The sequence below is a fragment of the Mesorhizobium sp. P160927 genome (assembly GCF_057766385.1).
Window position 1 is genome coordinate 1,294,627 of the sequence record NZ_JBYMDW010000001.1, and the last position, 26,601, is coordinate 1,321,227.

At 63.3% G+C, this 26,601-nt stretch carries 22 protein-coding genes, 1 tRNA gene and 1 pseudogene; 15 read left to right on the forward strand and 9 right to left on the reverse strand.

Annotation, left to right across the window (positions count from 1 at the left end):
• Window positions 1-103: 103 nt before the first annotated feature.
• A complete protein-coding gene (gene cmk, locus AC3CB8_RS06535) occupies window positions 104-754 on the reverse strand; it encodes a (d)CMP kinase (protein WP_352564287.1) in 651 nt (216 codons plus the stop codon).
• A gap of 157 nt (window positions 755-911) precedes the next feature.
• Window positions 912-2,270: a 3-phosphoshikimate 1-carboxyvinyltransferase gene (gene aroA / locus AC3CB8_RS06540; protein WP_023792912.1), complete on the reverse strand. Its 1,359-nt coding sequence runs from the start codon at window positions 2,268-2,270 to the stop codon at window positions 912-914.
• Between the two features lie 206 nt (window positions 2,271-2,476).
• Between aroA and AC3CB8_RS06545 the strand changes: the two genes are divergently transcribed.
• The 3 genes from AC3CB8_RS06545 (at window position 2,477) to AC3CB8_RS06555 (ending at window position 4,549) form a co-directional block, all read left to right on the forward strand.
• A complete protein-coding gene (locus AC3CB8_RS06545) occupies window positions 2,477-2,866 on the forward strand; it encodes a TIGR02300 family protein (protein ID WP_023772436.1) in 390 nt (129 codons plus the stop codon).
• 173 nt (window positions 2,867-3,039) lie between these two features.
• Window positions 3,040-3,115 (forward strand) — tRNA-Ala (locus AC3CB8_RS06550).
• 756 nt (window positions 3,116-3,871) lie between these two features.
• On the forward strand, window positions 3,872-4,549 hold the full coding sequence (locus AC3CB8_RS06555) for an outer membrane protein (RefSeq protein WP_352564285.1): 678 nt from the start codon (window positions 3,872-3,874) through the stop codon (window positions 4,547-4,549).
• 1,119 nt (window positions 4,550-5,668) lie between these two features.
• Here AC3CB8_RS06555 and AC3CB8_RS06560 read toward each other — a convergent pair.
• Together AC3CB8_RS06560 and AC3CB8_RS06565 are read right to left on the reverse strand one after the other, a co-directional pair.
• Complete coding sequence (locus AC3CB8_RS06560; RefSeq protein ID WP_352564283.1) at window positions 5,669-6,358, reverse strand: Crp/Fnr family transcriptional regulator; 690 nt, start codon at window positions 6,356-6,358, stop codon at window positions 5,669-5,671.
• Window positions 6,359-6,548: 190 nt separating this feature from the next.
• Window positions 6,549-7,223 carry a GntR family transcriptional regulator gene (locus AC3CB8_RS06565; RefSeq protein WP_023772440.1) on the reverse strand — a complete coding sequence of 225 codons (675 nt, stop codon included), beginning with the start codon at window positions 7,221-7,223 and terminating at the stop codon, window positions 6,549-6,551.
• Between the two features lie 442 nt (window positions 7,224-7,665).
• On the opposite strand from AC3CB8_RS06565, the gene ssuD reads away from it, so the two are divergent.
• From ssuD to AC3CB8_RS06615, 10 genes are all read left to right on the forward strand, one after another.
• Window positions 7,666-8,838, forward strand: a complete 1,173-nt coding sequence (ssuD, locus tag AC3CB8_RS06570; RefSeq protein WP_352564281.1) for an FMNH2-dependent alkanesulfonate monooxygenase — start codon at window positions 7,666-7,668, stop codon at window positions 8,836-8,838.
• Window positions 8,835-10,292, forward strand: a complete 1,458-nt coding sequence (locus AC3CB8_RS06575; RefSeq protein ID WP_352564279.1) for an FAD/NAD(P)-binding protein — start codon at window positions 8,835-8,837, stop codon at window positions 10,290-10,292. Before ssuD ends, AC3CB8_RS06575 begins: the two co-directional genes overlap by 4 nt.
• Before the next feature lie 162 nt (window positions 10,293-10,454).
• Window positions 10,455-11,558: a dimethylsulfone monooxygenase SfnG gene (gene sfnG / locus AC3CB8_RS06580; protein ID WP_023781689.1), complete on the forward strand. Its 1,104-nt coding sequence runs from the start codon at window positions 10,455-10,457 to the stop codon at window positions 11,556-11,558.
• A gap of 124 nt (window positions 11,559-11,682) precedes the next feature.
• On the forward strand, window positions 11,683-12,627 hold the full coding sequence (locus AC3CB8_RS06585; RefSeq protein WP_023781688.1) for an ABC transporter ATP-binding protein: 945 nt from the start codon (window positions 11,683-11,685) through the stop codon (window positions 12,625-12,627).
• On the forward strand, window positions 12,624-13,523 hold the full coding sequence (locus AC3CB8_RS06590) for a branched-chain amino acid ABC transporter permease (protein ID WP_031247951.1): 900 nt from the start codon (window positions 12,624-12,626) through the stop codon (window positions 13,521-13,523). Before AC3CB8_RS06585 ends, AC3CB8_RS06590 begins: the two co-directional genes overlap by 4 nt.
• A 3-nt stretch (window positions 13,524-13,526) precedes the next feature.
• Entirely contained in the window at window positions 13,527-14,567 is a 1,041-nt protein-coding gene (locus AC3CB8_RS06595) for a branched-chain amino acid ABC transporter permease (protein WP_023772448.1), read from the forward strand.
• Window positions 14,568-14,646: 79 nt separating this feature from the next.
• On the forward strand, window positions 14,647-15,984 hold the full coding sequence (locus AC3CB8_RS06600) for an ABC transporter substrate-binding protein (protein ID WP_023772449.1): 1,338 nt from the start codon (window positions 14,647-14,649) through the stop codon (window positions 15,982-15,984).
• 66 nt (window positions 15,985-16,050) lie between these two features.
• Window positions 16,051-16,842 carry an ABC transporter ATP-binding protein gene (locus AC3CB8_RS06605; RefSeq protein ID WP_023772450.1) on the forward strand — a complete coding sequence of 264 codons (792 nt, stop codon included), beginning with the start codon at window positions 16,051-16,053 and terminating at the stop codon, window positions 16,840-16,842.
• Window positions 16,843-16,866: 24 nt separating this feature from the next.
• Entirely contained in the window at window positions 16,867-18,114 is a 1,248-nt protein-coding gene (locus AC3CB8_RS06610; protein WP_023772451.1) for an SfnB family sulfur acquisition oxidoreductase, read from the forward strand.
• Window positions 18,115-18,281: 167 nt separating this feature from the next.
• The gene (locus tag AC3CB8_RS06615) at window positions 18,282-18,767 is read left to right on the forward strand and encodes a hypothetical protein (RefSeq protein WP_023772452.1); all 486 of its coding nucleotides are present in this window, start codon (window positions 18,282-18,284) and stop codon (window positions 18,765-18,767) included.
• 80 nt (window positions 18,768-18,847) lie between these two features.
• Here the strand turns inward: AC3CB8_RS06615 and AC3CB8_RS06620 are convergent, their stop codons facing one another.
• The gene (locus tag AC3CB8_RS06620) at window positions 18,848-19,507 is read right to left on the reverse strand and encodes a TetR/AcrR family transcriptional regulator (RefSeq protein ID WP_023772453.1); all 660 of its coding nucleotides are present in this window, start codon (window positions 19,505-19,507) and stop codon (window positions 18,848-18,850) included.
• A 275-nt stretch (window positions 19,508-19,782) separates the two neighbouring features.
• Here AC3CB8_RS06620 and AC3CB8_RS06625 point away from each other — a divergent pair, with 275 nt between their 5' ends.
• The gene (locus AC3CB8_RS06625; protein ID WP_352564273.1) at window positions 19,783-21,222 is read left to right on the forward strand and encodes an aldehyde dehydrogenase family protein; all 1,440 of its coding nucleotides are present in this window, start codon (window positions 19,783-19,785) and stop codon (window positions 21,220-21,222) included.
• 64 nt (window positions 21,223-21,286) lie between these two features.
• The gene (locus tag AC3CB8_RS06630; protein ID WP_352564479.1) at window positions 21,287-21,862 is read left to right on the forward strand and encodes a DUF1349 domain-containing protein; all 576 of its coding nucleotides are present in this window, start codon (window positions 21,287-21,289) and stop codon (window positions 21,860-21,862) included.
• A 318-nt stretch (window positions 21,863-22,180) separates the two neighbouring features.
• Here the strand turns inward: AC3CB8_RS06630 and AC3CB8_RS06635 are convergent.
• From AC3CB8_RS06635 to AC3CB8_RS06650, 4 genes and pseudogenes are all read right to left on the reverse strand, one after another.
• A pseudogene (locus AC3CB8_RS06635) lies at window positions 22,181-23,200 on the reverse strand (glycosyltransferase family 4 protein); the annotation flags it as partial.
• A gap of 226 nt (window positions 23,201-23,426) precedes the next feature.
• On the reverse strand, window positions 23,427-24,956 hold the full coding sequence (locus AC3CB8_RS06640; RefSeq protein WP_352594925.1) for a mercuric reductase: 1,530 nt from the start codon (window positions 24,954-24,956) through the stop codon (window positions 23,427-23,429).
• On the reverse strand, window positions 24,946-26,286 hold the full coding sequence (locus AC3CB8_RS06645) for a glucoamylase family protein (RefSeq protein ID WP_352564269.1): 1,341 nt from the start codon (window positions 26,284-26,286) through the stop codon (window positions 24,946-24,948). The genes AC3CB8_RS06640 and AC3CB8_RS06645 overlap by 11 nt, the downstream gene beginning before the upstream one ends.
• Window positions 26,279-26,599, reverse strand: a complete 321-nt coding sequence (locus tag AC3CB8_RS06650) for a GH39 family glycosyl hydrolase (protein WP_352564477.1) — start codon at window positions 26,597-26,599, stop codon at window positions 26,279-26,281. Before AC3CB8_RS06650 ends, AC3CB8_RS06645 begins: the two co-directional genes overlap by 8 nt.
• Between the last annotated feature and the right edge of the window lie 2 nt (window positions 26,600-26,601).

Below are 26,601 nucleotides of genomic sequence, written 5' to 3' on the forward strand. Positions count from 1 at the left end.
TTAAGCGGCAATTCCGGCGCATGAAGAATGCTGGCAGGCTGGTTCGTACCCGATATGGGTATTTTCTTCGCCTCCGGCAACCGAAAGCAGCATGAAACCCGGATCAGGCCTTGTTTCTCTTGGCCAGCACGTCGTCGATGACGGACATGGCCGCGAGAAACGCGGCTTCTATAGCCATTTCGCTGGTATCAAGCAAGTGCGCGTCGGTCGCCGGCTTCAGCGGCGAGTCAGCCCGACCCATGTCGCGCTCGTCGCGGCGCACGATATCGGCAAGGATTTCGGCGAAATCGGCGGTGCCGCCGATGCTTTCGATCTCAGCCAGCCGGCGCTGTGCGCGCACTTCCGCGCTCGCCGTTACATAGAGCTTTATGTCGGCGTCAGGGCAGACGACGGTGCCGATGTCGCGGCCATCGAGCACCGCGCCCGGCGGCGTCCTGGCGAAGTCGCGCTGCTTTTCGACCAGGATGCGCCGCACGGTCGGAAAAACCGCGACCTTCGATGCGGCCTCGCCAACCGCATGCGCCGACAGCACCGCGCGGTCGAGCTTTGCCAGGTCGACCTGGCGGGCGGCGGTTTCCGCCGCCGAGACATTGTCGAGCGGCAGGCCCAGCCGCAGCAAGGCATGGGCGACGGCGCGATAGGTGAGGCCGGTGTCGAGAAGGTTGAGGCGGTAGTGGTCGGCGAGACGGCGGGCGAGCGTGCCTTTGCCTGCGCCGGCCGGTCCGTCGATGGCGATGGTAAAGGGGTGGGTCATTGGCGGGCCGTCGGGATCGAAAGCCTCAATGAATGGGACGAGCGCCGAGATCCTTCGCGCCCCCCTCGTGGGGGAGATGTCCAGCAGGACTGAGGGGGGCGCTGTCCCGCCGACATCGCAGTTTGGCTGCAATCCTCAAGGTTCGCGAATGCCACTATCACTCGATCTCCGCGCCCAGCCCCGTCATCAGTCCCATGAACTCCGGAAAGCTCGTCGCGATCATCGCTTGATCGTCGATGGTGACCGGCTTCTCGGTCGCCAGGCCCATCACCAGAAAGCTCATGGCGATGCGGTGGTCGAGATGGGTCTGCACCGTCGTATCCCGGCCATTGGGGTGGCCGCCCAATCCCCTGCCACCAGGCTTGCCGCGCACGGCGAGCGAAGCTTCGCCCTCGGTGCAGTCGACGCCGTTGAGTTTCAGCCCGTTGGCGACGGCCGACAGCCGGTCGGATTCCTTCACCCGCAGTTCCTCCAGCCCCTGCATCAGCGTTTCGCCCTCGGCGAAGCTGGCGGCAACGGCCAGCACCGGATATTCGTCGATCATCGAGGGCGCCCGCTCGGCCGGCACGGCGACGCCTTTCAGCTCGGAGTAGCGAACGCGCAGGTCCGCGACGTCCTCGCCACCGGCATTGCGCGGGTTCAGAATGTCGATCTGGCCGCCCATTTCCTGCAGCGTCAGCAGCAGCCCCGTGCGGGTCGGGTTCATCAGCACGTTTTCGATCGTGATGTCCGAGCCCGGCACGATCAGCGCCGCCACGAGCGGAAAACCGGCCGAGGACGGATCGCCAGGCACGGCGATGGTCTGACCGGTCAGCTTGCCCTGGCCTTCGATGAAGATGTGGCGCACGCCGCGCTCGTCGGTCTCGACCGACAGGTTGGCGCCAAAGCCCTTGAGCATCTTTTCCGTATGGTCGCGCGTCATGACAGGCTCGATGACGGTGGTGATGCCTGGCGTGTTCAACCCTGCCAGCAGCACCGCCGACTTCACCTGCGCCGAGGCCATCGGCACGCGGTAAGTGATCGGGGCCGCGTGCTTCGGACCATGCAGGGTGATCGGCATGCGGTCGCCGGGCGTGGCTTTGAGCACCTGCACGCCCATCTGGCGCAGCGGTTCGAGCACGCGGCCCATCGGGCGGCCGGACAAGGAAGCGTCGCCGATGAACGTCGTCTCCATGTCGTAGGTGCCGACAAGGCCCATGGTCAGCCGGGAGCCGGTGCCGGCGTTGCCGAAATCGAGAGGACCTTCTGGCTGCAGCAGCGCGCCGTTGCCGGTGCCGCGGATCACCCACTCGGCGTCGCGTTTCTCGATATGCGCACCCATCGCCTTCATGGCCGCGCCCGTGCGCATCACGTCCTCCCCCTCGAGCAGGCCGGTGATGCGGGTTTCGCCCGAGGCGAGCCCGCCGAACATGAAGGAGCGGTGCGAGATCGACTTGTCGCCCGGCACACGGGCCGTGCCGGAAAGGGCTGGTGACTTGCGGGCGGTGGCCGGCTTGGCAGCGGCGGCGTGAGACATGGAATTTCCCTGGACGGATTGCCGGCATGCCGGCGCTTTTCATTTGTTGCGGCGGTCTCGTATCACGGCGGGGCGAAATGGTCATCCCCATGCTCGTCACTTGGCGCGAGGCCTTTCGGTGCTTGGTTTTGCGACGCCGGCTTTTCGCTTTGACAGCGCTGCAAACTGTGGTTAAGGGGACCACTCTTTTATCGACGAGGCTTGCCGTGGCAAAAACCGAACTTGGCACAAAACGCATCGACCCGGAAACGGGCCGGAAATTCTACGACCTGAACAAAGACCCGATCGTCTCGCCCTATACGGGCAAGACCTATCCGCGCTCCTATTTCGAGGAAGGCAAGATCGCCGCCGTCGAGGAGGAAGAGGAAGTGGCTGAGAAGGAAGTGGACGCCGAGGAGGAAGAGGGCGTCGAGGTCGTCTCGCTCGAAGAGGCGGAAGACGACACCAAGAGCGACGATCTTCCCGATCTCGGCGACGACGAGGATGACGTCGATCTCGGCGACGACGAGGATGACACCTTCCTTGCCGACGAAGAGGAAGAAGAAGACGACGTTTCCGACATGATCGGCGTCGGCGACGACGACGACGAGGTCTGACAAAGGCGTCTAACCTAAGCGTTTGCCGGCTTTCACGCCCTGTGAAGAAAAAGCCGCCGATGAAGGCTTGATATCTGGGAATGGCGGGGTTAGAAGCCGCCTGCACTAACGGCGCGGTCTTCCAACCCGCGCCGATCTCTCGCCGGAAACGGCGCCGGCTGACTGCCGGGAGTGGGGCCATAGCTCAGTTGGGAGAGCGCTTGAATGGCATTCAAGAGGTCGTCGGTTCGATCCCGATTGGCTCCACCAGTTTTCTTCAAAGAAATCAACGAAGCTAGTCTCGGGTCCATATTGGGCCAGTGGTCTTCCGCTGCTCCGGGCACCCCCAGGGCACCCCAGTGAGCAATTTCGGGGCACAGTCCATATTCGTAGAAATTGCCAACCTACAAAAATCGATGGCAAACATCCTAGGCGTCCTGCGTTTCCGTCCTGGCGTTCTCTTCCTGGGTCATATAGTCCGCCGCGATCAGTCGCTTCAGTGACCGCAGAGTTTCGCCGCGCGATCAGCGTGCAAGCCATCGATCAAGATCACGCTTCTCGAGGTGCATCCCGAACACCTTCCCAAGAAGCTGATGATCCACAAGCCGATGAAGGTAGATGGCAAGATCACCTGGTACACTGAGCGCTTCAGAGGGTGAGCAAAGGCCCTAGCCCACGTGCTTGCTACCCGTGGAACGGTCTATGTCATCTGCGGGCATCCTGTGTGTTGCAAGTCAGCCCAAGTCGACATTTAGGCGCTGATCGACAAGCTTGGGCCGGGCCATGGTTCAATGCATCAGGATCTGGTCGGGCTGTTCGGATGCTCGGCATGCAAGACCGCAGGCCGTGACCGCAGGCCGGTGTTTCTCACATGCATTCCTGACTACGAGGGCCTCCCAGCGAGAGCGCAACCGCGACTGGGAGCCGGCGTTCAAACGCTGAATATTCCGCCCTGTTGCAAAAGTAGCGCAGACTCTTCGTAAGAAATTGCGCAAAGCTAAAAGTTGATGATTTGGAGACGAAGGCATGAAGATCGCGCTCATCTGTTCCGTTGCGTTTCTGGCAGCCTCTTCTCCAGTCCTGGCGGCCGACCTCGTTGAGCCCGTCGCAGCGATGCCGTACTCATGGACCGGCTTCTATATCGGCGCACAAGTCGGAGGCGCCTGGAATGACAGCCGGTGGTCGCCGGCAATCCCTCCGGGGAGCTTCGCTCCCTTCAATACAAACGGGTCCGGAGCCGTGTACGGCGGACAGATCGGTTACAACTACCAGATCAACCAATTCGTCATAGGCATCGAGGGCGATTTCGCAGGCTCTTCCGTAAAGGGCGATAGTCAATGTCCGGCCACGCCAGGGTCGGTATGCCAAACCAAACAGGACTATCTGGGTTCGGTGCGCGGACGCCTTGGGTACGCAATCGATCGGGTGCTTATCTATGGCGATGGCGGCGTTGCATTCAGCAAGTACAAGTTTGCGGAAACGCAGCTTTTGCTTCAATCCTTTGGGGGTGGGTCTCGGGTAGGTTGGACTGCTGGCCTCGGCGTTGAATACGCTTTCGGTGACCATTGGACCGCTGGCGTCGAATGGAACTATTACGATTTTGGCTCGAAAGATGGCGCCAGCAGCTTAGCAGGCCCGGCCTTCGTGCTTAGCGCTCGCGAGACCGAGAACACTGTCGTCGCCAGGATTAACTACAAATTCTGAGAACGGGCGGGGGTTTCAACTCTCGCCAAGGGCAGAGATGACCGACAAGTCACGCCGAAGGCGAAGAGGGGTAGGCGTTAAACAGCTGGGAGATTGTCCGAATGGCGCCGGCCGGACGGTCCTTTCAGGTCCGCCGGACCTTAGACTATCCAGCCGCCCATGTAGCCAAACGCCACCGAGACGATTCCAGACATCACAGCGACCATCGCGCGACTTCGGTATTCCCCCTGCGCTTCTGGTGCACCTGTTGGCTCATCTCGTTGCCAATTCGCGGCAAACTTCGCCGCGAGCCAAGCCAAAATGACTGTCTGGGCATCAGGAAACTGAAAGGCGACTAGCGCGAATGTCAGCGTGCGCTCGAACAGAACGAAAGTCAGGCCCTATGAATGGCATTCAAGAGGTCGTCGGTTCGATCCCGATTGGCTCCAGCAGTCGCCTCCAGGGCTTTCAAGGAAACGCTTCGCTTTCAAATCTAGCGTGACATCTCCGGCCTCTCGCTGGCATCTCGGACCTGTTCGACCATTGGCGACGCCTGATTTGCACGATCACGGAACGTCAGCGCCGAACTCGACGGCAAATCCCGCGTCGATCGCGCTTCGCGCAATGAGATCGCCAAGTTCCCAATCCGTGAGTTCGCAAAGCGGGTACATTCTCCTCACTGCGTGGCTCACCTCGGATATCGAAATGCACGGCCTGTCGACGGTGTCGATCAGGCAGCGGACAATCGCTTGGCGAACGTCCGACAGGGTAGGCGTCTGCGCGAGCGCAGGCATCTCCGCCCTACGAATGGAGCTGCGGCGCTACGCCATCGGCTGAGTTTGTGTCGAAGGCCACGGGTACGCCGTGAACGAGGGATAGGGTCGCCAGCAACTCCTCCAACTCGCGGTCGGTAGCCCTGCATGCGGGCATGAGTGTTCGGATGGCGCGTATTGCCTGCGCAATGGAGAGGAACCGAGCCTTGCCTCTTGAAAGAACATAGGCCTCGGTAGCTCTTTCAACCGTGATGGAGTGAAAAGAGTTGGTCATCGAGAATTCCTCCCTGAACCCTGACCAACATGGTTTACGGCAGGACTTTGGTGGTCTCAACCCTATGTCCGATTCCAGACGATCAGCCAGCCTCTATGCTGACTGATGTTGCTCCTCTTCGCCATATGCACCATCCGTGAGTTTTATCATTCCGATGCGGTCGACGATCGTGATCTCGCCGCGCTTGGCATGAACCAGCCCCCGATATTCGAGCATTTGGAGGGCGGTGGTAACGCCCGGGCGCCTGGAGCCAAGCATGGTCGCCAGAAATTCATGCGTCAGATAGATGATATCTCCTTCAGCGCGATCGTTAACCATCAGCAACCAGCGGGCGAGCCGTTCCTCGATTTTCGAATGGCCATTGACCAGCGCCGTTCGCGACGACTGGACCAGGAATGCGTGGACGTAGCGAAGCAGCGACGGGCGAAGGGTTTGGCTCTCGGCAATCGCAATGCGAAGATGTTCAACCGGCAGGCACCAGCCGTTGCTGGCGACCTGGATATAGGTTTCATTGGGAGATCGGTCTTGGCCGAGAACGACCGCTAGCCCCGTCATGCCGTCGCGGCCGATGATGCCGACTTCGCTTTGCCGCCCTCCGGTCATGGCGGCGACAACCGAGGCGATGCCCGTCTCGGGAAAATAGACTTGCTCGATCGGCTGATACGCGACCTCCAGCCGGGCGTTGAGGGCCAGTTCGACGTGATGCATCGATGGCCATAAAAGCCCAAAATCCTCAGGAGTGAGGGTTTTCAAGACATGGTTGCGAAGCGTGGATTGCGGCATGGCTCTTCTCCCTGACGGGCAAGAGCAAGTACCCTCTTACTGTCGGCTGCACCCGGATAAACGGCGGCCGATGGCAGACCTTACGCTCCATACGCGGGCTTGGCAAACGACTGCGCCTGTGTGGAAAGCCAAGAGCATCGACGGTTAGGCGTCCCCGGAGCAGCAGCGCTGCCAGACGCCGAAGAAGGCTTCAGCCGAGAAGGTCCGCGGCGACTTCGAGCGTGTTGCGGAACGACGTCTCGAGGTGGTGTTCCATTGCTTGTGCGGCGCCCTCGGCATCGTGTCGCCTCAGGGCCTCGAGAATGGCTTCGTGCTGCTCGATCGTCTGTTCGCCATAGCCGGGCTTTGGAATGGCCAGATAGCGGCCGCGGTCCATCTGCGCCTTGGAGATGTCGACCGCTCGCCAGATCATCGGTAGGCCGCAGATTTCGGCGATGGTGCGATGAAAGACATCGTCGAGTTGAATCGCGGTGGCATATCGGCCGCGCGCGATGGCGAGCTTGTGCGCCGTCATATTATCCTCCAGCAATTCGGCGGATGCCGGCGTGAGCTTGACGGCCGCGCGCCTGGCGCTCTCCATCTCGAGCGCCCGTCGGATGACGTAGGCCTCCTCGAGGTCGGCGCGGCTGATCGGCGCGACATAGGTGCCGGTCTGCGCCAGGATATTGACTAGGCCTTCGTCGCTGATGCGCTTGACCGCTTCCCGCACCGGGGTTCGCGAAACGCCGAGCGCTTCGGCGATGGCCACCTCATTGATCACCTCCCCCGGCTTCATCTGTCCGACGACGATCAGGTTGCGGATCTTCTGATAGATCTGATCGCGCAGCGGCAAAGCCCGATTGAGGGTCGACGGGTCAAGGTCCATGGCAAATCCGTAGCGTTCGTTCGCCGGAAATGATGGGATTATATTAGAATGTAAATTGGAATGCACCCAATGGGGGGCGTCCCTGTCGACAAGGAAGCGTCGGTCAAGTCACTCGACGCCTGAAGGAGGCCAATCCTTCCAAGGCGACGCCGCCGTCGTCGACCCCCGCCGACCGTCGTCGCCAAGGACAACGTCAACGCGGTCGAGCCGGCGTTCTGACTAGACAAGCCGGGACCGGCCTATCCTCTCGCAGGGGCATGAGGAAGAATTTCCAATACCGTGGACGGATTTAGAACAAACTAACTCTACAGAATTTATAGAATGAGCAATCTGCATGGGCGATCCTTTTCCCTGCACAGGACCACGCCATGCCAGCATTTCCGCGTCTACTCTCAACCGTGCCGGACCCGGGCCGCCATTGCCCAACCGCAGGAGGCAGGGCATGACCCAAGATGTTCCCGACCGCATCAAGGTTCTCTGGTTCCTGCCGACGCATGGCGACAGCCGTTATCTCGGAACGACCGAGGGAGGCAGGGCCGTCGATCTGCCCTATCTGACGCAGGTGGCGAAAGCCGCCGACACGCTTGGCTATTACGGCGTGCTATTGCCGACCGGCCGGGCCTGCGAGGATTCCTGGGTGATTGCCTCGGCGCTGGCGCCACTGACAGAGCGGCTGCGTTTCCTCGTCGCCGTGCGGCCCGGCTTGCAGTCGCCGACGCTTGCCGCGCGCATGACCGCCACGCTCGACCGCATCTCCAACGGCCGCTTGCTGATCAATGTCGTCACCGGCGGCGATCCGCTGGAGAACAAGGGCGATGGCATCTTTCTCTCGCATGCCGAGCGCTATGAGGTGACGCAGGAATTCCTCCGAATCTACAAGCGGGTGCTGAGCGGTGAGACGGTCGAGCACGAGGGCAAGCATTTCCGCATCGAGGACGGAAGGTTGCTGTTCCCGCCGGTGCAGGCGCCCTATCCGCCGCTCTATTTCGGTGGCTCATCGGATGCCGGATCGGCAGTCGCGGCGCAGGAAATCGACAAATATCTGACCTGGGGCGAACCCCCGGCCGACGTCGAACGCAAGCTCGATGCCGTGCGCGAACTGGCCGACAAGGCCGGCCGCAAACTCTCGTTCGGCATTCGTCTGCATGTCATCGCCCGCGAAACCACCGAATGGGCTTGGGCCGCCGCCGACAGCCTGATCAGTCGGCTCGACGACGCGACGATCGCTGCGGCGCAGAAAGTCTTCGGCCGCATGGATTCGGTTGGCCAAGCGCGCATGAGCGCGCTGCATGGCGGCAACCGTGACAAGCTCGAGATCGCGCCCAATCTATGGGCCGGCGTCGGCCTTGTGCGCGGCGGTGCGGGAACGGCACTGGTCGGCGACCCGGATACGATCGCCGAGCGCATCGATGAATACCGTCGCCTCGGCATCGACACCTTCATCCTGTCCGGCTACCCGCATCTGGAGGAAGCCTATCGTTTCGGCGAACTGGTGCTGCCGAAACTGCCGACCGATCATCCGGTCAAGTCGGCCGGGTCGTCGGTCAACACCGGGCCGTTCGGCGAGACCATTGCCGGTGACCATCGGCCGAAGTCGCTCGCCAGCGCCTCGTGAACGCGCTGGCTCCGGTCCGCCGATCACGCGTCGCCATAATCGGCGGTGGTTTTTCCGGCGCGGCGGTCGCTTGGCACCTTGCGCGGGCGCATGGGCCGGAGCGCCTGTCGATCTCGGTGATCGAACCGCGTTCCGCGCTCGGCGGCGGTCTTGCCTATTCCAGCGAAGAGCCGTCGCACCGCGTCAACGTCCCGGCCGTCCGGATGAGCATGGTTCCCGAAGACCAGCAGCATTTTGCGCGCTGGCTGGCCGGCAGTGGCGAAATCGAGCGGGACCCCGATGCGCTGTGGAAGAACGGCGACGTGTTTCCGCGCCGGCGCGTGTTCGGTCGCTATGTCGCCGAGCAGCTCGCACCTTGGCTCGGCTCGGGCGCTATCAGTCATGTCGAGGCTCAGGCCACGCGGGTAATTCGAGCCGACGGCGCGGGCTGGACGGTACAGACCTCCGCCGGACCTGTCGCGGCCGACATCGTCGTGCTCGCCGCGACTCATCCTCTGCCGGCCATCCCGGCAGCACTTGCCTTGTTGGCCGAAGCACCTGGCTTCATCGCCGATCCCTACGCGCCGTCGGCACTCGCCGGGATCGGGCCGGAGGCGTCGGTCCTGATCGTCGGCTCCGGACTGACCTCGGCCGACATGGTGGCCGAGCTTGACCGCCGGGGGCATCGCGGCCGCATCCTGGCGCTGTCGCGCCGCGGACTGCGTTCGCGCGGCCACCCGGATATCAGACATGAGCCCTTCGGCGACTTTGCGTCGGTGCCGGCCACATCCGCACTTGGCCTGCTGAAGAACATTCGCGCCACGCTGGCCGCGGCGCAAGCCGCCAACGTCAACTGGCAGTCGGTCTTCGACCAATTGCGCATGCAAGGGCCGGTGCTGTGGTCCGCCCTCGCTCCGCCAGAGCGGACAAGGCTGGTCCGCCAGCTGCGCGTGTTTTGGGACGTGCATCGCTTCAGGATCGCACCGCAGGTGGCTTCCGTGCTCGACCGCCGCCGGACCGCCGGCACATTCGACACCATTGCCGCCCGGCTTGTCGCGTCGAACGACGAGGGCGACAGCCTCGCGGTCAGCTTTCAACGGCGCGGACAGACGCGCATCGAGACGGCAAGCTTCGATGCCGTCATCAACACGACAGGGCCGGCCCATGGGCAGGCGCTCCAGTTAAATCCGGCGCTGCGTTCCCTGACTGAGGCCAGTCTGATCAGGGCGGACTCATACAGGCTCGGCATCGAGACCAGCCTCGATAGCCGCGCCGTCGGTGGTGACGACAAGGCGGTTGCCGGGCTTTTCGTCGCCGGTCCGCTGGCGCGAGGCACCTTCGGCGAACTCATGGGCCTGCCGGAGGTTGCTCGCCACGCCCAAAGGGTCGCCGGCGAGATCGCGGGGCTGCTCGACACACTCTCTTCAGGTGGACCGGTTGGCCCCAACGTCGGGAGCGTTGCGGGCGCGGGCTGACAACCGCAAGCCGGCATGGCTGGCGCAAAATTGGTATTTCCGTCCCGCAAGAGCGCCAAAAAGGGAAAATCGTCCTTTGTATATAAATTCGATAAACATAATAAATTATGGGGACATCTGGCTGCGGCTGGACCGATCAATAGCCTGACTGGGAGACAATTCATGGCACACGCAGGAACCGACGCGGTCAAATTCGCCTACTGGGTGCCCAATGTTTCGGGCGGCCTGGTGATCTCCGACATCGAGCAGCGCACCAGCCATTCAGCCGAGTACAACCGCAAGCTGGCACAGATCGCCGAAAAGGCCGGTTTCGACTACGCGCTGAGCCAGATCCGTTTCACCGCCGGCTACGGCGCTGACGAGCAGCATGAATCAGTGGCGTTCAGCCATGACCTGCTGGCCGCCACCACGACGCTGAAGGTGATCGCCGCGATCCTCCCGGGCCCTTGGAATCCCGCGCTGGCGGCTAAGCAGATTGCCACCATCAGTTATCTGACCAACGGCCGTGTCGCCATCAATCTCGTCTCCGGCTGGTTCCGTGGAGAGTTCCACGCCATCGGTGAGCATTGGCTCGACCATGATGAGCGCTACCGTCGCTCCGAGGAATTCATCCGTGCGCTGCGCGGCATATGGACTGAAGACAGCTTCACCTTCCGAGGCGACTTCTACCGCTTCAACGAGTACTCGCTGAAACCGAAGCCGCCGCGGCCGCTGCCCGAGATCTTCCAGGGCGGCTCGTCGCGCGCGGCACGCGACATGGCATCACGCGTCTCCGACTGGTATTTCACCAACGGCAACACGCCGGCCGAAATCGCCAAACAGGTCGATGATCTCAAGACCAAGGCAAAGGCCAGCAATCATTCCGTCAAGGTCGGCGTCAACGCCTTCGCCATTGTCCGCGAGACCGAGGACGAGGCCAAGGCGGTGCTTGCCGAGATCATCGCCAAGGCCAATCCGGAAGCGGTCAACGCCTTCGGGCACGAGGTCAAGAACGCCGGCAAGGCCTCGCCGGAAGGCGAGGGCAATTGGGCGAAGTCCTCCTTCGACGACCTCGTCCAGTACAATGACGGTTTTCGCTCCAACTTGATCGGCACGCCGAGACAGGTTGCCGAGCGCATCGTCGATTTGAAGCGCGCCGGCGCCGATCTCATCCTGCTCGGCTTCCTGCATTTCCAGGAAGAGGTCGAGTATTTCGGCAGGCATGTCATCCCGCTCGTTCGCCAGCTGGAGGATGCCGAGCAGGCGGCTTCGCTGGCGGCGGAATAGTCATCTCCCCAAGGCTGGCCGGGTAATCCGGCCAGCACCCGAATGAAAGTTTTCAAGCGCGCTCGATCTTTTCGGGCGGCATCGAGAATTCGTGCGCCTGCGGGCGAAATCGAGGACGACTGGAATGCCGTTGCCCAGCTATGCCTTAGGCGCGATGGAAGCCTCGGTTTATGCGCCGGAAGTTTTTGCGCGGGGCCTGCCTTCGGCGGAGCAGCCGTCCGAAGGCCGTACCGTGCCGGTAGCAGGCACCGCGGCTGCCACATCCCCGATGCTTTCACTCGAGGCCATCGGCCTGTCGTTCGGCGGTGTCGTCGCGCTGGCCGACATCGAGCTGTCTGTTCGATCAGGGGAAATCCGCGCCATCATCGGCCCGAACGGCGCCGGCAAGAGCTCGCTGATCAATGTCATCAGCGGTCTCTACCGGCCCGATCGCGGCCAGGTCCAACTCGCCGGAGTCGACTATGCGCAGGTGCCGACGCAGCGGCTGGCCCATCTCGGCGTCGCCCGGACCTTCCAGAACCTTGCTTTGTTCAAGGGACTGAGCGTCCTAGACAATGTCGCCTCCGGCCTTGCCTACAAGGTCCGTTCCAACTTCGCCGGCCAGGTGCTCGGCATCGGACGATCGCGCGGCGAGCGACGTGAGACACGCAGTCGCGCCGATCAGATCCTCGAATTTCTCGACCTCACCGCCGTGCGCGATCGTCTTGCCGGCACGCTTCCCTACGGGCTGCAGAAGCGGGTCGAACTCGCCCGGGCGCTGGTCGCGGAGCCGCGCCTGCTGCTGCTCGACGAACCGATGGCCGGCATGACATCAGGTGAGAAGAGCGAAATGGCTGCCTTCGTGCGCGCCGCGCGTGACCGCTTTGCCACCACGGTCGTCCTGATCGAACATGATGTCGGCGTCGTCATGGGCCTGTCCGACCGTATCGCCGTTCTCGATTATGGCCGCAAGATAGCCGACGGCACACCCGACGAGGTCCGCAACGACCTGCGCGTCATCGATGCCTATCTGGGCGTCGCCTCGGACGGTGAGGCCCTCTCTCGCAATGAAGGAAGGGCGGGCATATGATCGCCGATTTCGACTATCAGTTCTTCATCGAGGTGCTCGTCGGCGGGCTGCTTTCCGGCGTCATGTATTCGCTGGTCGCGATCGGCTTCGTGCTGATCTACAAGACTTCGGGCGTGCTCAACTTCGCCCAAGGCGCGATGCTGCTGTTCGCCGCCCTCACCTTCGTCAGCCTTGTTGAACGCGGTGTTCCGTTTGCACTGGCGTTGGTGGCAACGTTCGCCACCATGGTGGCGATCGGCATCGCCATCGAGCGCACGGTGCTGAGGCCGCTGACCAACAAGCCGCCGATCACCCTGTTCATGGCGACACTTGGCCTGTCCTACATCATCGAGGGCGCCGCCCAACTGATCTGGGGCACGCAGGTCCATGGCCTTGACCTCGGCATCGAGGATGTGCCGCTGGAAGTCGGCGGGGTGCTGATCAGCCAGTTCGATATCTTCGCGGCGGTGGTCGCGGCCGGCATGGTTCTCCTGCTGTCGCTATTCTTCCGCTACACCCGCATCGGCCTCGCCTTCCGCGCCGTCGCCGACGACCAGTTCGCCGCACTCGCGGTTGGCCTGCGTCTGCCGCTGATCTGGGCCATCGTTTGGGCGGCGGCCGGCTTGGTCGCGCTGGTCGCCGGGCTGCTCTGGGGCGCCCGCCTCGGGGTGCAGTTCTCGCTGTCGCTGGTGGTGCTCAAGGCGCTGCCGGTGCTGGTGCTTGGCGGCTTCGATTCCATTCTTGGCGCCATTGTCGGCGGGCTATTGATCGGCGCCAGCGAGAAGCTCGCCGAGGTCTTTATCGGCGACTATTTCGGCGGCGGCATCGAGAGCTGGTTCGCCTATGTCGTTGCGCTTGTCTTCCTCTTGATCCGTCCTTCCGGCCTGTTCGGCCAGAAGCTCGTCGAAAGGGTCTGAGCCATGGCCGCGACTACAAGCGACTTTCCCGCCGCTACGGTGCTGCCGAACTGGGCGGTGCCCGCACTCCTGCTCGCATTGGCCTATGGCGTCGTGCCGCTGATCGGCTCGAGCTACCTGTTCGAGGCCATCCTGCTGCCGTTCCTGGCGCTCAGCCTCGCCGGTGTCGGCCTCAATATCTTGACCGGCTACGCCGGCCAGGTTTCGCTGGGCAGCGCCGCTTTCATGGCGACAGGCGTCTTTGCCACCTACAATCTCAACCTGCGCGTCGAAGGCCTGCCACTGATCGGCAGCATTTTTCTCGCCGGCATCGTGGCCGCCGCGATCGGCATCGTCTTCGGCCTGCCGAGCCTGCGGCTGAAAGGTTTTTACCTCGCGGTTTCGACGCTTGCCGCGCAGTTCTTCGTGCAATGGGCGCTGACCAAGTTCAGCTGGTTTTCCAACAACTCTGCATCCGGCGTCATCGACGCGCCGAGGCTGTCGATTTCAGGCTTCACACTCGACGGCCCCGTCGGCCGTTACTTCTTTGCACTGACCATCGTCGTCGTCCTGACCTTCTTCGCCTATCGGCTGGTGTCGTCGCAGACCGGACGAAACTTCATCGCCATCCGCGACAACGAGACCGCCGCTCGCATCATCGGCATCCCGGTCTTGAAGACCAAGCTTCTGGCCTTTGCCGTCTCGTCCTTCGTCATCGGCGTCGCCGGTGTCATCTGGGCGTTCGCTTATCTCAGGACCGTAGAGCCGGATGGCTTCGATCTCGACCGCTCGTTCCAGATAATGTTCATCATCATCATCGGCGGCCTCGCATCGATCCGCGGCGCGTTCTTCGGCGCCGCCCTGATCGTGGTCTTTCCGCTCGCACTGTCGCGCCTCGGCGGCTTCCTGCTTGGCGATGTCTTCGACTCGGGCGTCCTCGACATGAGCCAGCGCGTCGTGCTCGGCGTCCTCATCATCCTGTTTCTGATCCTCGAACCCGACGGGCTGGTGGCCTTGTGGGACAGGATCCGAAGACGGCTTCTGTTCGCCTGGCAATCGACCTGAGCCCTCGCACTGCAAAATCCTATTCGAAGATGAACCAGAGGCCGGATCAAAAACGGCCGATACCGGGAGTACCCTAGCCATGACCTTCCTCAGCACCATCAAGGCGGCGGCATTGTCCGCGGCGATGATCGTGTCGGTGGCCTTGCCATCCGCTCATGCCGACGAGCAATATTTCCCCCTGCAGAGCTATCGCGTCGGACCCTACGCGGCCGGCGGCACCGGCTTCTTCGGCGGCTTCATCGACTATCTCAACCTCATCAACATCCGCGACGGCGGCGTCAACGGCGTCAAGCTGACCTGGGACGAGTGCGAGACCCAGTATGAGGTCGAGCGCGGCGTCGAATGCTACGAGCGGCAGAAGAGCCATGCGGGTGCCGCTGCCTGGAACCCGCTCTCGGTCGGCATCGCCTATGCGATGATCGACCGTATCACCGCCGACAAGGTGCCGCTGATCACGGTCAACCACGGCCGCACCGACTCCACCGACGGGCGCGTCTTCCCTTACGTCTTCCCGCTGCTGCTCAACCCCTACAGCGAGACGTCAGGCATCGTGAACTACATCGCCGCCAAGGAAGGCGGCATCGACAAGCTGAAGGGCAAGAAGATCGTCGTGCTCTATCACGGCTCGCCCTACGGCAAGGAGACCATCCCGATCTATGAATTGCTGGCGCAGAAATACGGCTTCACCGTGCAGCAGATCGAAGTGCCGCATCCCGGCAACGAGCAGCAGTCGCAATGGCTGACCATCCGCCGCGCCAAACCTGATTTCGTCGTCCTGCGCGGCTGGGGTGTGATGAACCCGGTGGCGCTCAAGACTGCGGTCAAGGTCGGCTACCCCGTCGACCACATCGTCGGCAATGTCTGGTCGAATTCGGAAGAGGACGTCATCCCCGCCGGCGATGCCGCCAAGGGTTACACCGCCATCACCACCCAGGCCTCGGGCAGCACCTATCCGGTGGTGCAGGAGATCGTGAAGACCGTCTACGGCGCCGGCAAGGGCAATCTCGAAGACAAGTCGCGCATCGGCTCGGTCTACCACAATCTCGGCATCGTCAACGGCATCCTGAATGTCGAGGCGATCCGCGTCGCGCAGGAGAAGTTCGGCCATCGCACGCTGACCGGCGACGAAGTCCGCTGGGGCTTCGAACACCTCAAGCTCGACCCGTCCAAGGTAGAAGCGCTCGGGGCCAAGGACCTGTTCCACTCGATCAATGTCAGCTGGGACAACCACGAGGGCGAGGGCTACGTGACCTTCCAGCAGTGGGACGGCAAGAAGTGGAACGTCGTTTCCGACTGGATCGCGCCGGATTGGGCGCTGCTGCGGCCGATCATCGAGAAGTCGGCCGAGGCCTATGCCGCCGAGAAGGGCATCAAGCTGCGCACGGCCGACGATGCCAACGCCGTGACCACCAACTGATTTCCGGGCGGGCGCCGTGGACACCGTCCTCGGCGCCCGGCGCATCCGCAAAGCACGGGAACAGCCATGCCGAACGACGACATCATCCTGGCCGTGGACGCGGTCCACGCCAGCTATATCAACGCCATCACGGCGCTGCATGGCGTCAGCTTCGAGATCAGGCGGGGCGGGATTCTGGCGCTGCTCGGTGCCAACGGCGCCGGCAAGACCACCACGTTGAAAGCCGTCTCCAATCTGCTGCCGGCAGAGCGCGGCCAGGTCAACGCCGGTTCCATCCGCTATGATGGCTCGGATGTCTCTCACCGCAAGCCGGGCGATCTCGTACGCGCCGGGCTGGTCCAGGTGCTGGAAGGCCGTCACTGTTTCAAGAGCCTCACAGTCGAGGAAAACCTGGTCGCCGGCGGCATCGGCCGCAGCGGCCGCCGCGCCGAGATCAACGCGGACCTCGAACGGGTTTATTCCTGTTTTCCGCGCCTCAGGGAAAAGCGTCGGACATTGTCCGGCCTCACCTCCGGTGGCGAGCAGCAGATGACTGCCATCGGCCGCGCGCTGATGTCGCGGCCGCGCCTCCTGGTTCTCGACGAGCCCTCGATGGGGCTTGCCCCGCTCATCGTGCAGGACATTTTTCAGACGCTGAAAAAACTCAACCGCGAGACCGGTCTGTCGATCCTGGTCGCCGAGCAGAACTCGGCGGTCGCGCTTCGCTATGCCGACCACGCCACTGTGCTCGAAAGCGGCGTCTCAGTCCTATCCGGCGCGGCCGCCGATCTTCGCCAGCGCGAGGATATCAGGGCGCTCTATCTCGGCCAGCAGCCGTCGCCCGCCGCCAAGCCATCCCGTCTCCACGCCGTTGCCTGAACCTAATTTTGAAGGAGCAATGAAATGACCGTCTCGACCGTCAAGACAGACCATGCTTCCGCCGCCGTACCGCCGGTCGCAAGGCCCTCGGCACCAGCACACATCATCAGGGACGATGCGGAGGCGATCGCCGTCGCCCATGCGCTCGCCGCCGAATTCATCAAGGACTCGTCCAGGCGCGACCGCGAGCGTATCTGGCCGGTTGCCGAGCTCGACGCCTTTTCCCAAAGCGGCCTGTGGTCGATCAATGTGCCGAAGGAATTCGGCGGGCCGGAACTGTCCTATGCGACGCTGGCCAAGGTGATCGAGATCATCTCGGCGGCCGATTCCTCAATCGGCCAAGTCGCGCAAAACCATCTCGGCGTCATCGCCGCCATTCGCACCGTGTCGGATGTGGAACAGCAGAAACTGCTGTTCACCGAGGCGCTGAAGGGCACCCGGTTCGGCAACGCCTTTTCCGAGTTCGGCTCCAAGCGCGCCGCCGATTTCGAAACCCGCTTCACCGATGCCGGCGACCATGTCGTCGTCAACGGCCGCAAATTCTATTCGTCCGGCGCGCTGCTTGCCCATCTGGTGCCGATCGTGGCGCTCGATGACGAAGGTCGCGCCTGGTATGCCATCGCCGACCGCGGCGCGCCCGGCCTGACCGTCATCGACGACTGGTCGAGCTTCGGCCAGCGCACGACGCTCTCCGGCACTGTCATCATAGACAACGTCAAGGTGCCGAAGACGTATCTGGTGCCGGGCTACAAGGGCTACGACAAGCCGACCGCCGACGGCGCCATCTTCCAGATCATCCAGGTGGCGGTGGACACGGGGATCGCCCAGGCGGCGATCGACGAGACGGTTCACTTTGTCAGGACCAGGAGTCGCGCCTGGATCGACAGCGGCTTCGACAATGCCTGGGATGATCCCTACACCATCCAGGCTATCGGCGACCTCACGCTGCGCCTGCACGCGGCGCAGGCGCTGCTCGAAAAGGCCGGTCATGCCATCGACAAGGCGGTGGCCGAGCCGACAGCCGAAACGGTCGCGCATGCCCAGATCGTCACCGCGGAAGCAAAAATTCTGTCGACCGAGATCGCCATCGCCGCAACGAACAAGCTGTTCGAACTGGCCGGCACGCGCTCGACGCTGGCCGAACACAATCTCGACCGCCATTGGCGCAACGCCCGCACGCACACGCTGCACGATCCGGTGCGCTGGAAATATTCGATCCTCGGCAAATATTTCCTCAACGGCGAAAATCCGCCGCTGCACGCCTGGAGCTGATCTGCCGGAGGCGGGCGGCGCGCGCTGCGGTCGACCTGGTCGTCGCCGAGTGGCTTTGCCCTGACGGTCATCCCCTTCGGGATGCCCGCGGCGGGTGACCGCTTACGCGCAATTTACGACCATCGGTTACACCGGTTCCTGTCTGATTCGCCCAGGACAGGAACACCATGAGCAAAGCCCTCACGACCTTCGCCCTCGTCGCCGTCTTGACCGCCTTGCTCATGGCGCTGAGCCTTGCGGTGGCCCGCCACGGCTATCCCTATGGCGTGATCGGCGTCAAGCGTCTCGACGGCATCGCCGACGCCGGAACGTTCATTCCGCTTGCCGCGGCCTTTTTCTTTAGCGCGCTGTTGATGATGATCCTGCCGATCCGCGCGGCCAGTATCGTCCTCCTCCATGCCGCCGATGCGATCTTCTGGACTGTCATCGTGCTGCTCGCCACCATCGTCGGCGGCCTGCTCGCCCGATGGGCCTTCGGTCAGGGCAGCGCCCTTCTGGCGCTGTTGAACTGGCGGTTCCTGTTTGCCGTGGCGGTCGTCGGTTGCCACTTCGTCATGAACGAGTTGCGCCGCAACGTGCTGCTGCGCAGCCTGTTCTTCGTGATCTTTGCCGCCGCCACGGTGGCCTGCCTGTTCTGGTCGTTTACGCTTTAGCCGGAACTTACCATCCTATCGCCGCCTGGTCTTCGTTCCATGGCGAAGCGCTATTGGGATCGCGAGTTCGGAGTCTTCGGCTACCGGCCGCCGGAGACCGCTTTCGCGACGTAGCGCGAAAAATCCTCGACATCCGCAGCCGAAGGCTCCTGGCCGGTGAAGCTGCGCAGATACGCGGCAACATGCGGCAGGCGGCTGCTCATCGGCTCGTTGAGTTCGAGCGAATAGTAGCCGATCTGCATGAAATAGAGCACGCGAGCGCGAACGAACGCGTCTTCCTCCTCATAGCCATGACGCAAGAACATGCCGCGGATGGCAGTGACGCGTTCTTCGTCGGCCTCGTCGAGCGCACGCCGGATGCTGGGGGAGCGGCGAGCCCATGCCCGGATGGCGAAATCCAGCCGGGGATCGAACAGCTTTTCGTCGACCCAGCATTCGAAAATGCTCATCACCCCGCGAATGACAGTCGCGGAAGGGCGTGCGGCACGCTCGACGATGAATCGGGTATTGGTCTGCCGCCAGTGGTCCAGCAATTGGTCGAGCAGATCCTGCCGGCTCTTGAAATACCAGTAGAAGCTCGAGCGCGAGACATCGAGTTGCTGGCCAAGCGTCAGCACACGGACGCGTTCGACACCGTCCGAGATCAGGGTTTCAAGCGCCAGCTTCAGCCAGTCTTCGCGAGTAGCCTTGATGTTGCCGGTGGCGGCGGCGCGCTGGATCGTCGTTTCGAGTGCTGCCATCTCGACGACGCATGACACGCCACACAAGGCAAATCAAGATTGTGGACATATCTGTACAGGGCCCTCCGGCCTTGACCCGGAGCGCTGCCCGCCCATGTTGGCCGGATTGCTTGGCGATGAGACTCGGTCGCCGCTGCCCCGAAGGCATGAGCGCAGCCCGGGGATTTTTGTCGCGGTCTCCAGACACAGTGCGCGCTTTCCCGCAAGGCAATTGTCTGGCAAATACCACTTCAGACAGATGCCGCCGCGCGGCCAACAGCCAGGAAGGCAAGGACATGACAGCGTTTCGAAAGAACCTCATCGATGGTGAATGGGTCGGCGATGCCGGCTCCCGCAACATCAACCCCTCGGATACCGGCGACGTCGTCGGCGAATATGCTTCGGCGGGGGTCGAACAGGCGGGCCAGGCGATGGCGGCGGCCAAGGCGGCGTTTCCAGCGTGGTCCCGTTCCGGTCCGCTGGCGCGCCATGCGGTGCTGAAAAAGGCGGCCGACGAGATCGTGGCGCGCAAGGACGAACTCGGCCGCAATCTGGCGCGTGAGGAAGGCAAGACGCTGGCCGAGGGCATTGGCGAGACCATCCGCGCCGCCCAGATATTCGATTTCTTTGCCGGCGAAACATTGCGCCTGTCGGGAGAGGTGGTGCCAAGCGTGCGGCCGGGCGTTGGCGTCGAGATCACGCGCGAAGCGGTCGGCGTGGTCGGCATCATCACACCGTGGAATTTCCCTATTGCCATTCCCGCCTGGAAGATCGCTCCGGCGCTGGCCCATGGCAACACCATCGTCTTCAAACCGGCCGAGCTCGTTCCCGAAAGCGCCTGGTCCATCGTCGACATCCTGCATCGCGCCGGCCTGCCCAAGGGCGTGCTCAACCTCGTCATGGGCAAGGGCTCGGTGGTCGGCCAGGCGATGCTCGACAGTCCCGACGTCAACGCCATCTCCTTCACCGGCTCGGTGGGAACCGGCAAGCGCGTCGCGGCGGCAAGCGTCGAGCACATGCGCAAGTTCCAGCTTGAAATGGGCGGCAAGAATCCGCTGGTCGTGCTCGACGATGCCGATCTCGCGGTCGCTGTCGATTGCGCGCTGAACGGCGCCTTCTTCTCGACCGGCCAGCGCTGCACGGCCTCGTCGCGTTTGATCGTCACCAAAGGCATCCACGACCGTTTCGTCGACGCGCTCAAGGAGCGCATGGATAAACTGGTGATCGGCGACGCGCTCGACGCGCGGACCCAGATCGGCCCGGTCGTCGACGCGACCCAGCTTAAGCAGGACGAAGACTATATCGCAATCGGCGTCCGCGAAGGCGCCACGCTCGCTTTCGGCGGCGAACGGCTCGACCGCAAAACGCCGGGCTTCTATCTCAAGCCGGCGCTGTTGACCGAGGCCACCAACGCCATGCGCAGTTCGCGCGAGGAGATTTTCGGCCCCGTCGCCAGCGTCATCCGCGTCCAGGATTATGACGAGGCGCTTGCCGTTGCCAACGACACTCCGTTCGGCCTGACCTCTGGCATCTGCACGTCGAGCCTCAAGCACGCCACGCATTTCAAGCGCAACTCCGAAGCCGGCATGGTGATGGTCAACCTGCCGACGGCGGGCGTCGATTTCCACGTTCCTTTCGGTGGTCGCAAGGGTTCGAGCTTCGGTCCGCGCGAACAGGGCCGCTATGCCATGGAGTTCTACACCACGGTAAAGACCGCCTATACGTTCGCGGGATGATCTGGCGCGCCGGCCGACCGCCGGCGGACCGTCACCTCCTCTGGAAACGGACCGGTGCAAAGGGATGACATTGCAGGACCTGACCTGGCTCAACCCGCCGCCGCACCATGCGATCGAAGGTGATGGCGTGCGCGTGCGCACCGGCAAGGAAACCGATTTCTGGCGTGAGACCTTCTATGGCTTCTGGCGCGACAACGGCCACTTCCTGTATCGGCGGGTCGAGGGCGATTTCACCGCCGAAGTGACCGTCAAGGGCGACTACGAGGTGCTTTACGACCAGGCCGGGCTGATGGTCCGACTGAGCGAAACGCACTGGATCAAGGCCGGCATCGAATACACCGATGGCCTTGCCTATTTCTCCGTCGTCGTCACCAACGACACTTCGGACTGGTCGCTGGTGGCCATTGCCGCCGGCCCTGACGGCGTCAGGATCCGCCTGACCCGCCACGGCGAGGCGGTCCGCGTCCAGTATCTCGACGCTTCCGACGGTCATTGGAAGCCGGTGCGGCTCGCCTATTTCCCGACCTCGAGGATGGTCGATGTCGGCGTGATGTGCTGTTCGCCGCAGCGGGAAGGTTTCGAAGTCACGTTCTCCGGATTTTCGGTCGGCCCGCCGATTGCGCGGGATCTGCACGACTGACCCTGGCAACCGGGCTCCGCGTGGCGTGTGCGGACGGACCGGTAGGACACCGCGACCCCAGTGCGCTCCAGCGCTCGGCATAGGCCTCGAAGCGTTCGGGACGTTGTCGGTCTTCCACGTCTGGTGCAGGATCCGCGGGACCATCGGCGGCTCATGGGGTGCTCGGAGATGGCTGGTCGTCATCGCCGTCACTGTCCAGGGCAAGCCCGACTGATGGGCGCGCACGCGCTGCCTTGCCCGGCGCCCGGCGTCGAGTGAAAGTTGGACGGCCATGGCGGCCAGGCCTTCGTCGCTGGCCGACAGCAGCACCTCGTCGTTCTCGACCAGGCCCAGGCCCTCGGCCGCGAGCGGTGTCGCGATCACCGGCACCCCCCAGGCCATCGCCTCCAGGATCTTGATGCGCGTGCCCCCGCCCGCCCGGAGCGGGACGATGCTGAGATGCGCGCCGGACAGGAGCGGCGCCACGCTTTCGGGATCTTCGACGAGCTCGACATCGGGCAATCCGCCCAGGGCCAGCACGGGCGGTTCCGGGCCGCGTCCGGCCAGAACCAGCTTAGCGTCGGGCAAGGCCTGGCGGATGCGGGGCAATATTGTCCGGGCCAACCGCCCGGCGGCGTCGACATTCGGAGGATAGCCGAGATGACCTATGAAAAGGATCACCGGAAAGCCGCTGTCGGCCGACGGTTCCGCGGGCAGCATATCGGGAATCGCCTCGACGTTGGGAATTCCATTGGGAACGACATCGATGGGCATCGTGCGCCCGGCAACGCGCATCAGCTTCTCGCGGTCCTCGTTCGAGCAGACCCAGACCCTGTCGACAAGGGCGAGCGCCTTTCTTTCGAGATGCCTGATGCCAGGCCCCGATGCGGCCACGGAAAAGCGCGATGCGGTGGCTTCGGCGCGTTTCATCTGCGCGGACAGGTCGGACTCGACATTGTGCATATCGAGGATGAGCTGCTTTGCCAGCGAGCGCAAAGGCCGCAGCAGCTTGAACAGGCCGATGCTCTCGACCACGACGGTGTCCGGGCGGAACTCCAGGATCAGTGCTTCCAGCCGCGCCAGCGCCGCGCGCGAAATGCGATGCTCCTCCCTTAGGCGCCACCATCCGATGGAAGCCGTCCGGGGCTCTCCCTCGATCGACAGCGCCTCGGTGCGGATAAGCGGATCGGGCGCGGTCATGGCGATGGCCCTGGGCCGCACCGAGGCCAGGCAGACCGGTCCGAACGCGGCCGCTGCCACGGCATTGCGATAGTTGCGCAGATCCGCGCCGGAAGTCGGCGGAAACGCCGGCTCATGGCACACGATCAGCACGCGTCGCCGGCTGCCGTGCGCCGGCATGTCGACGTCGGGCCGCGCGCTCAAAGCGGACGCCCGACGCTTCGCGCCAGGACTAGCGGCGCAAGCTCTTTCTCGGACGACATTAACGAGGCCTCGCCACCTCAGAAATCAGCTTCGACTTGTTTAGCCGAACCGTGCCTTCGTCAAGCGCTGGATCATGGTCCGATGCCCGGCGCGCTTGCCTTGCGGATCGGCCGCAATGCGGGCTGAGACCGAGCGCAAAGGCTTATCGCCTGGACCAGGCCAGCCAGCGGGCCGCCAGGCGCCTGCGCAATGAAGTGAACCGTGTCCGTCTGTAGGCGTCGCCCGCCATCTTGATGCCTTGCGCCTGTGTCGGGAATGGATGGATGACGTCGGCCAACGCATGCAATCCCATGCCCGACCGGATAGCGAGGGTCACCGCGTTGATCATCTCGCCGGCATGGGTGGCGACGACCGTAGCCCCCAGGATGCGGTCGGACCCCTCCCTGACATGGATCTTGACGAACCCTTCCTCCTCGCCGTCCATCACGGCGCGGGCGACATCGTGCATCAGGACCGTATAGGTCTTGACGGGAATGCCGTTGCGCCGCGCCTCCAGGGGATAGAGACCGACATGGGCGATCTCCGGATCGGTATAGGTGCACCAGGGGATAACCAGTTCGCTGAGCCTTTCGCGGCCGCGAAACAGAGCATTGCGCACGACGATGCGCGCTGCTGCCTCGGCGGTGTGGGTGAACTTGTATTCGAGGCAGACGTCGCCCGCCGCGTAGACATGTGGGTTGGTGGATCGCAGATAATCGTCGACCTTGATGCCGTTGACGTCATAGGCCACGCCGGCCTCATCGAGGCCCAGGCCATCGACGTTGGGTGAACGGCCGACGCCGGTGATGATCTCATCGACCGAAATCGTCGTCATGTCGCCATCCCGCATCAGGTCGGCGGCCTTCTTTCCGCCCTCCATCCGCACCGCCACCACTTCGGTGTTCAGCCGCACCTCGATCCCCTCGCGTGCCAGCGCATCCGAAAGGATCTGAGCGGCGTCGCGCTCCTCGCCGGGCAGGAACATCGGATCGCTCTGCGCCAGGATGACCTTGGCGCCGAGCAGGCAGAAGGCCTGCGCCATCTCGCAGCCGAGCGGCCCGCCGCCGATGACGAGGAGCCGCGGCGGGCATTGCGTAAGGTCGTACATGGTCTCGTTGTCGAGATAACCGGCCTCGGCAAGTCCTGGGATCGCGGGCCCGCTGGCATGCGCCCCCGTCGCGACCAATGCCTTCTTGAAATGCAGGGTCCTGTCCGCGACCACGACGGTGTCCGGTCCGCCGAAGCGCGCTTCGCCGAAATAGAGGTCGATGCCCTCGGCTGCGACGGAAACGGCCGAATTGGCACGGCTGATCCGCTGCCGTATCTGCCGCATCCGTGTCATCGCCCGTTGAAAGTCGACGCGAAGGTGGTCTGGCGGGTCGCCGCCAAAGCTCTCGGCATCGCGCATATCGGCATAGAGCCTGGCCGTGCGGATGATCGACTTCGACGGAATACCGCCGACATTGACGCAGGCACCACCGATCAGCCCGCGTTCGATCAGCGCGACCTTCGCGCCAAGGCTCGCGGCGTCACGCGCGGCGGTCAACCCGGCCGGCCCGGCGCCGATGACGACGAGATTGTAGAGGCCGTTCGGGGTCGGGTTCTTCCAGTGCGCGGGATGCGCGCCCCTGATCAGTTCGACGTCGTTGCTGTCGAGAGGGAAGACGGCGGTTCTCGTCGGTTCACGCGACATCGCGCCCTCCGGATACCGGCCGCGACAGCCATCCGCCGGTGAAACCCGCCTTGTCCAGGCCGCGACGGATATGGGGATTGGAACGCATCAACTCCCAGATCAGTCCGGAACGGTGGTTTTCGATCATCATCACCGCGATGCCCTGGTCAAGCCCGTAATGGCCTTCCGACACCCAGCCGGCGCGGCCGAATTTGCGCCGGTTGGCCAATGTCGGGTTGAAACCGCTCGGCAGCCGGAAATTGTGGAGTACCTCCGGATAACGATCGACGAGGTGACGCAGCGCCGCCAGGCAAATGTCCGGCGCAAAGGGCAACGACGCCGGATAGGACCATGGCGCGATTGTCCCGTCATCCGGTCCGAAAGGCGCGCCGCGCGCGGCATAGCCGGAAAACCGGTGGGTCCGCCGCTCCACGCTGGCGCGGAAGCCGCCCGGTCCGTCTCCGGCCGAAAGGCCCCACAAATTCTCGCCATAGCCGTCAAAGCCGTAAGGGTTGTGCCGGGCGTAGTCGCGGTGAAGGTATGTCGAGCGGCGGCTGTTTTCGAAATAGTCCGAATTCTTCTCCCGCATGAAAGCGTCGCGGATGCCGGCGAAATCGATCCAGGCATGCGAGAACTGGTGCATGAACAGCGGCCCGCCATAGAGCACGTCGTGGCCGTAGATGTTTTCCCATTGATAGGTCGCCGTCCAGGCCTCGTAGCTGTCGTCCGAGGTCGGGCGGTCCGGAGAGGCCATCGACAGCACATAGAGGATCGTCGCCTCGTTATAGCCTTCCCAGCCATAATGCAGAAAGCCGCTCCTCGGCTTCCAGCCCTGGCGGAGCGTCGGGCTGCTGCCTTGCGCCCATCGCCAGTCGACGCGCCTGTAAAGCGCCTCGGCCAGGTGGCGGATTTCGGCTTCGTCGTCGCTGTCGCCGGAAAAATACGCGCTCGCCACCAGCATGCCGGCGATCAGCAGGGCGGTATCCACCATCGACAGTTCGCAGCGCCAAACGCGCAAGCCGCTCCTCATGTCGAGAAAGTGGTAGTAAAAACCCTTGTGGCCGGTGACGTCGTGACCGCTGCCTTGCGTGCTGGTCTGGAAAAAGCGTAGCGCCGCAAGGCTCAGGCGGGCAGCCGCGTCGCGCGCTATCCAGCCACGTTCGACGCCGATCGGATAGCAGGACAGGGCGAACCCGACGACGGCGATGCTGCACGGCGAATTGGGCCGCGACGTGTCGGCGACCAGCCCGTTGTCGGGGTTCACGTTCTCCAGAAAATAGCCGAAGGCGGCGCGTTGACAGTGGTCCAGCAGTTCGTCATCGGCCAGCGCGGCGGGATCTGCTCTAAGCAAACGATAAAAACTCCTGCCTGATGGCGGCAACGCCCTGCGCCGGTACGGTGACATCGACCAGAAGGGCATGATCGCTGAAGGGGATCGCTTGCGCCTGTTCCGGCATCGCCGAGGCCGCATGCAAATGTTCTACCATTGCTCGGCTCAGGTAATCGGGACTTCCCATCTTCACCCATGGCGTCTTGGGGTTGGCATTTGCTGCATCGACGCATCGGATGGTTGCCATGTCGGGCCGCCGTGCATTCTCAAGTTGAATCTGCACTGTCTCGTTCGCGATCGGACGCCGCGGCAAGGCGAAGTTGGAAATCCGCACGG

Coding starts and splice junctions, on each gene's coding strand:
- cmk (WP_352564287.1), bottom strand. CDS start 754: ATGACCCACCCCTTTACCATCGCCATCGACGGACCGGCCGGCGCAGGC.
- aroA (WP_023792912.1), bottom strand. CDS start 2,270: ATGTCTCACGCCGCCGCTGCCAAGCCGGCCACCGCCCGCAAGTCACCA.
- AC3CB8_RS06555 (WP_352564285.1), top strand. CDS start 3,872: ATGAAGATCGCGCTCATCTGTTCCGTTGCGTTTCTGGCAGCCTCTTCT.
- AC3CB8_RS06560 (WP_352564283.1), bottom strand. CDS start 6,358: ATGCCGCAATCCACGCTTCGCAACCATGTCTTGAAAACCCTCACTCCT.
- AC3CB8_RS06565 (WP_023772440.1), bottom strand. CDS start 7,223: ATGGACCTTGACCCGTCGACCCTCAATCGGGCTTTGCCGCTGCGCGAT.
- ssuD (WP_352564281.1), top strand. CDS start 7,666: ATGACCCAAGATGTTCCCGACCGCATCAAGGTTCTCTGGTTCCTGCCG.
- sfnG (WP_023781689.1), top strand. CDS start 10,455: ATGGCACACGCAGGAACCGACGCGGTCAAATTCGCCTACTGGGTGCCC.
- AC3CB8_RS06585 (WP_023781688.1), top strand. CDS start 11,683: ATGCCGTTGCCCAGCTATGCCTTAGGCGCGATGGAAGCCTCGGTTTAT.
- AC3CB8_RS06590 (WP_031247951.1), top strand. CDS start 12,624: ATGATCGCCGATTTCGACTATCAGTTCTTCATCGAGGTGCTCGTCGGC.
- AC3CB8_RS06595 (WP_023772448.1), top strand. CDS start 13,527: ATGGCCGCGACTACAAGCGACTTTCCCGCCGCTACGGTGCTGCCGAAC.
- AC3CB8_RS06600 (WP_023772449.1), top strand. CDS start 14,647: ATGACCTTCCTCAGCACCATCAAGGCGGCGGCATTGTCCGCGGCGATG.
- AC3CB8_RS06605 (WP_023772450.1), top strand. CDS start 16,051: ATGCCGAACGACGACATCATCCTGGCCGTGGACGCGGTCCACGCCAGC.
- AC3CB8_RS06610 (WP_023772451.1), top strand. CDS start 16,867: ATGACCGTCTCGACCGTCAAGACAGACCATGCTTCCGCCGCCGTACCG.
- AC3CB8_RS06615 (WP_023772452.1), top strand. CDS start 18,282: ATGAGCAAAGCCCTCACGACCTTCGCCCTCGTCGCCGTCTTGACCGCC.
- AC3CB8_RS06620 (WP_023772453.1), bottom strand. CDS start 19,507: ATGGCAGCACTCGAAACGACGATCCAGCGCGCCGCCGCCACCGGCAAC.
- AC3CB8_RS06625 (WP_352564273.1), top strand. CDS start 19,783: ATGACAGCGTTTCGAAAGAACCTCATCGATGGTGAATGGGTCGGCGAT.
- AC3CB8_RS06630 (WP_352564479.1), top strand. CDS start 21,287: ATGACATTGCAGGACCTGACCTGGCTCAACCCGCCGCCGCACCATGCG.
- AC3CB8_RS06640 (WP_352594925.1), bottom strand. CDS start 24,956: ATGTCGCGTGAACCGACGAGAACCGCCGTCTTCCCTCTCGACAGCAAC.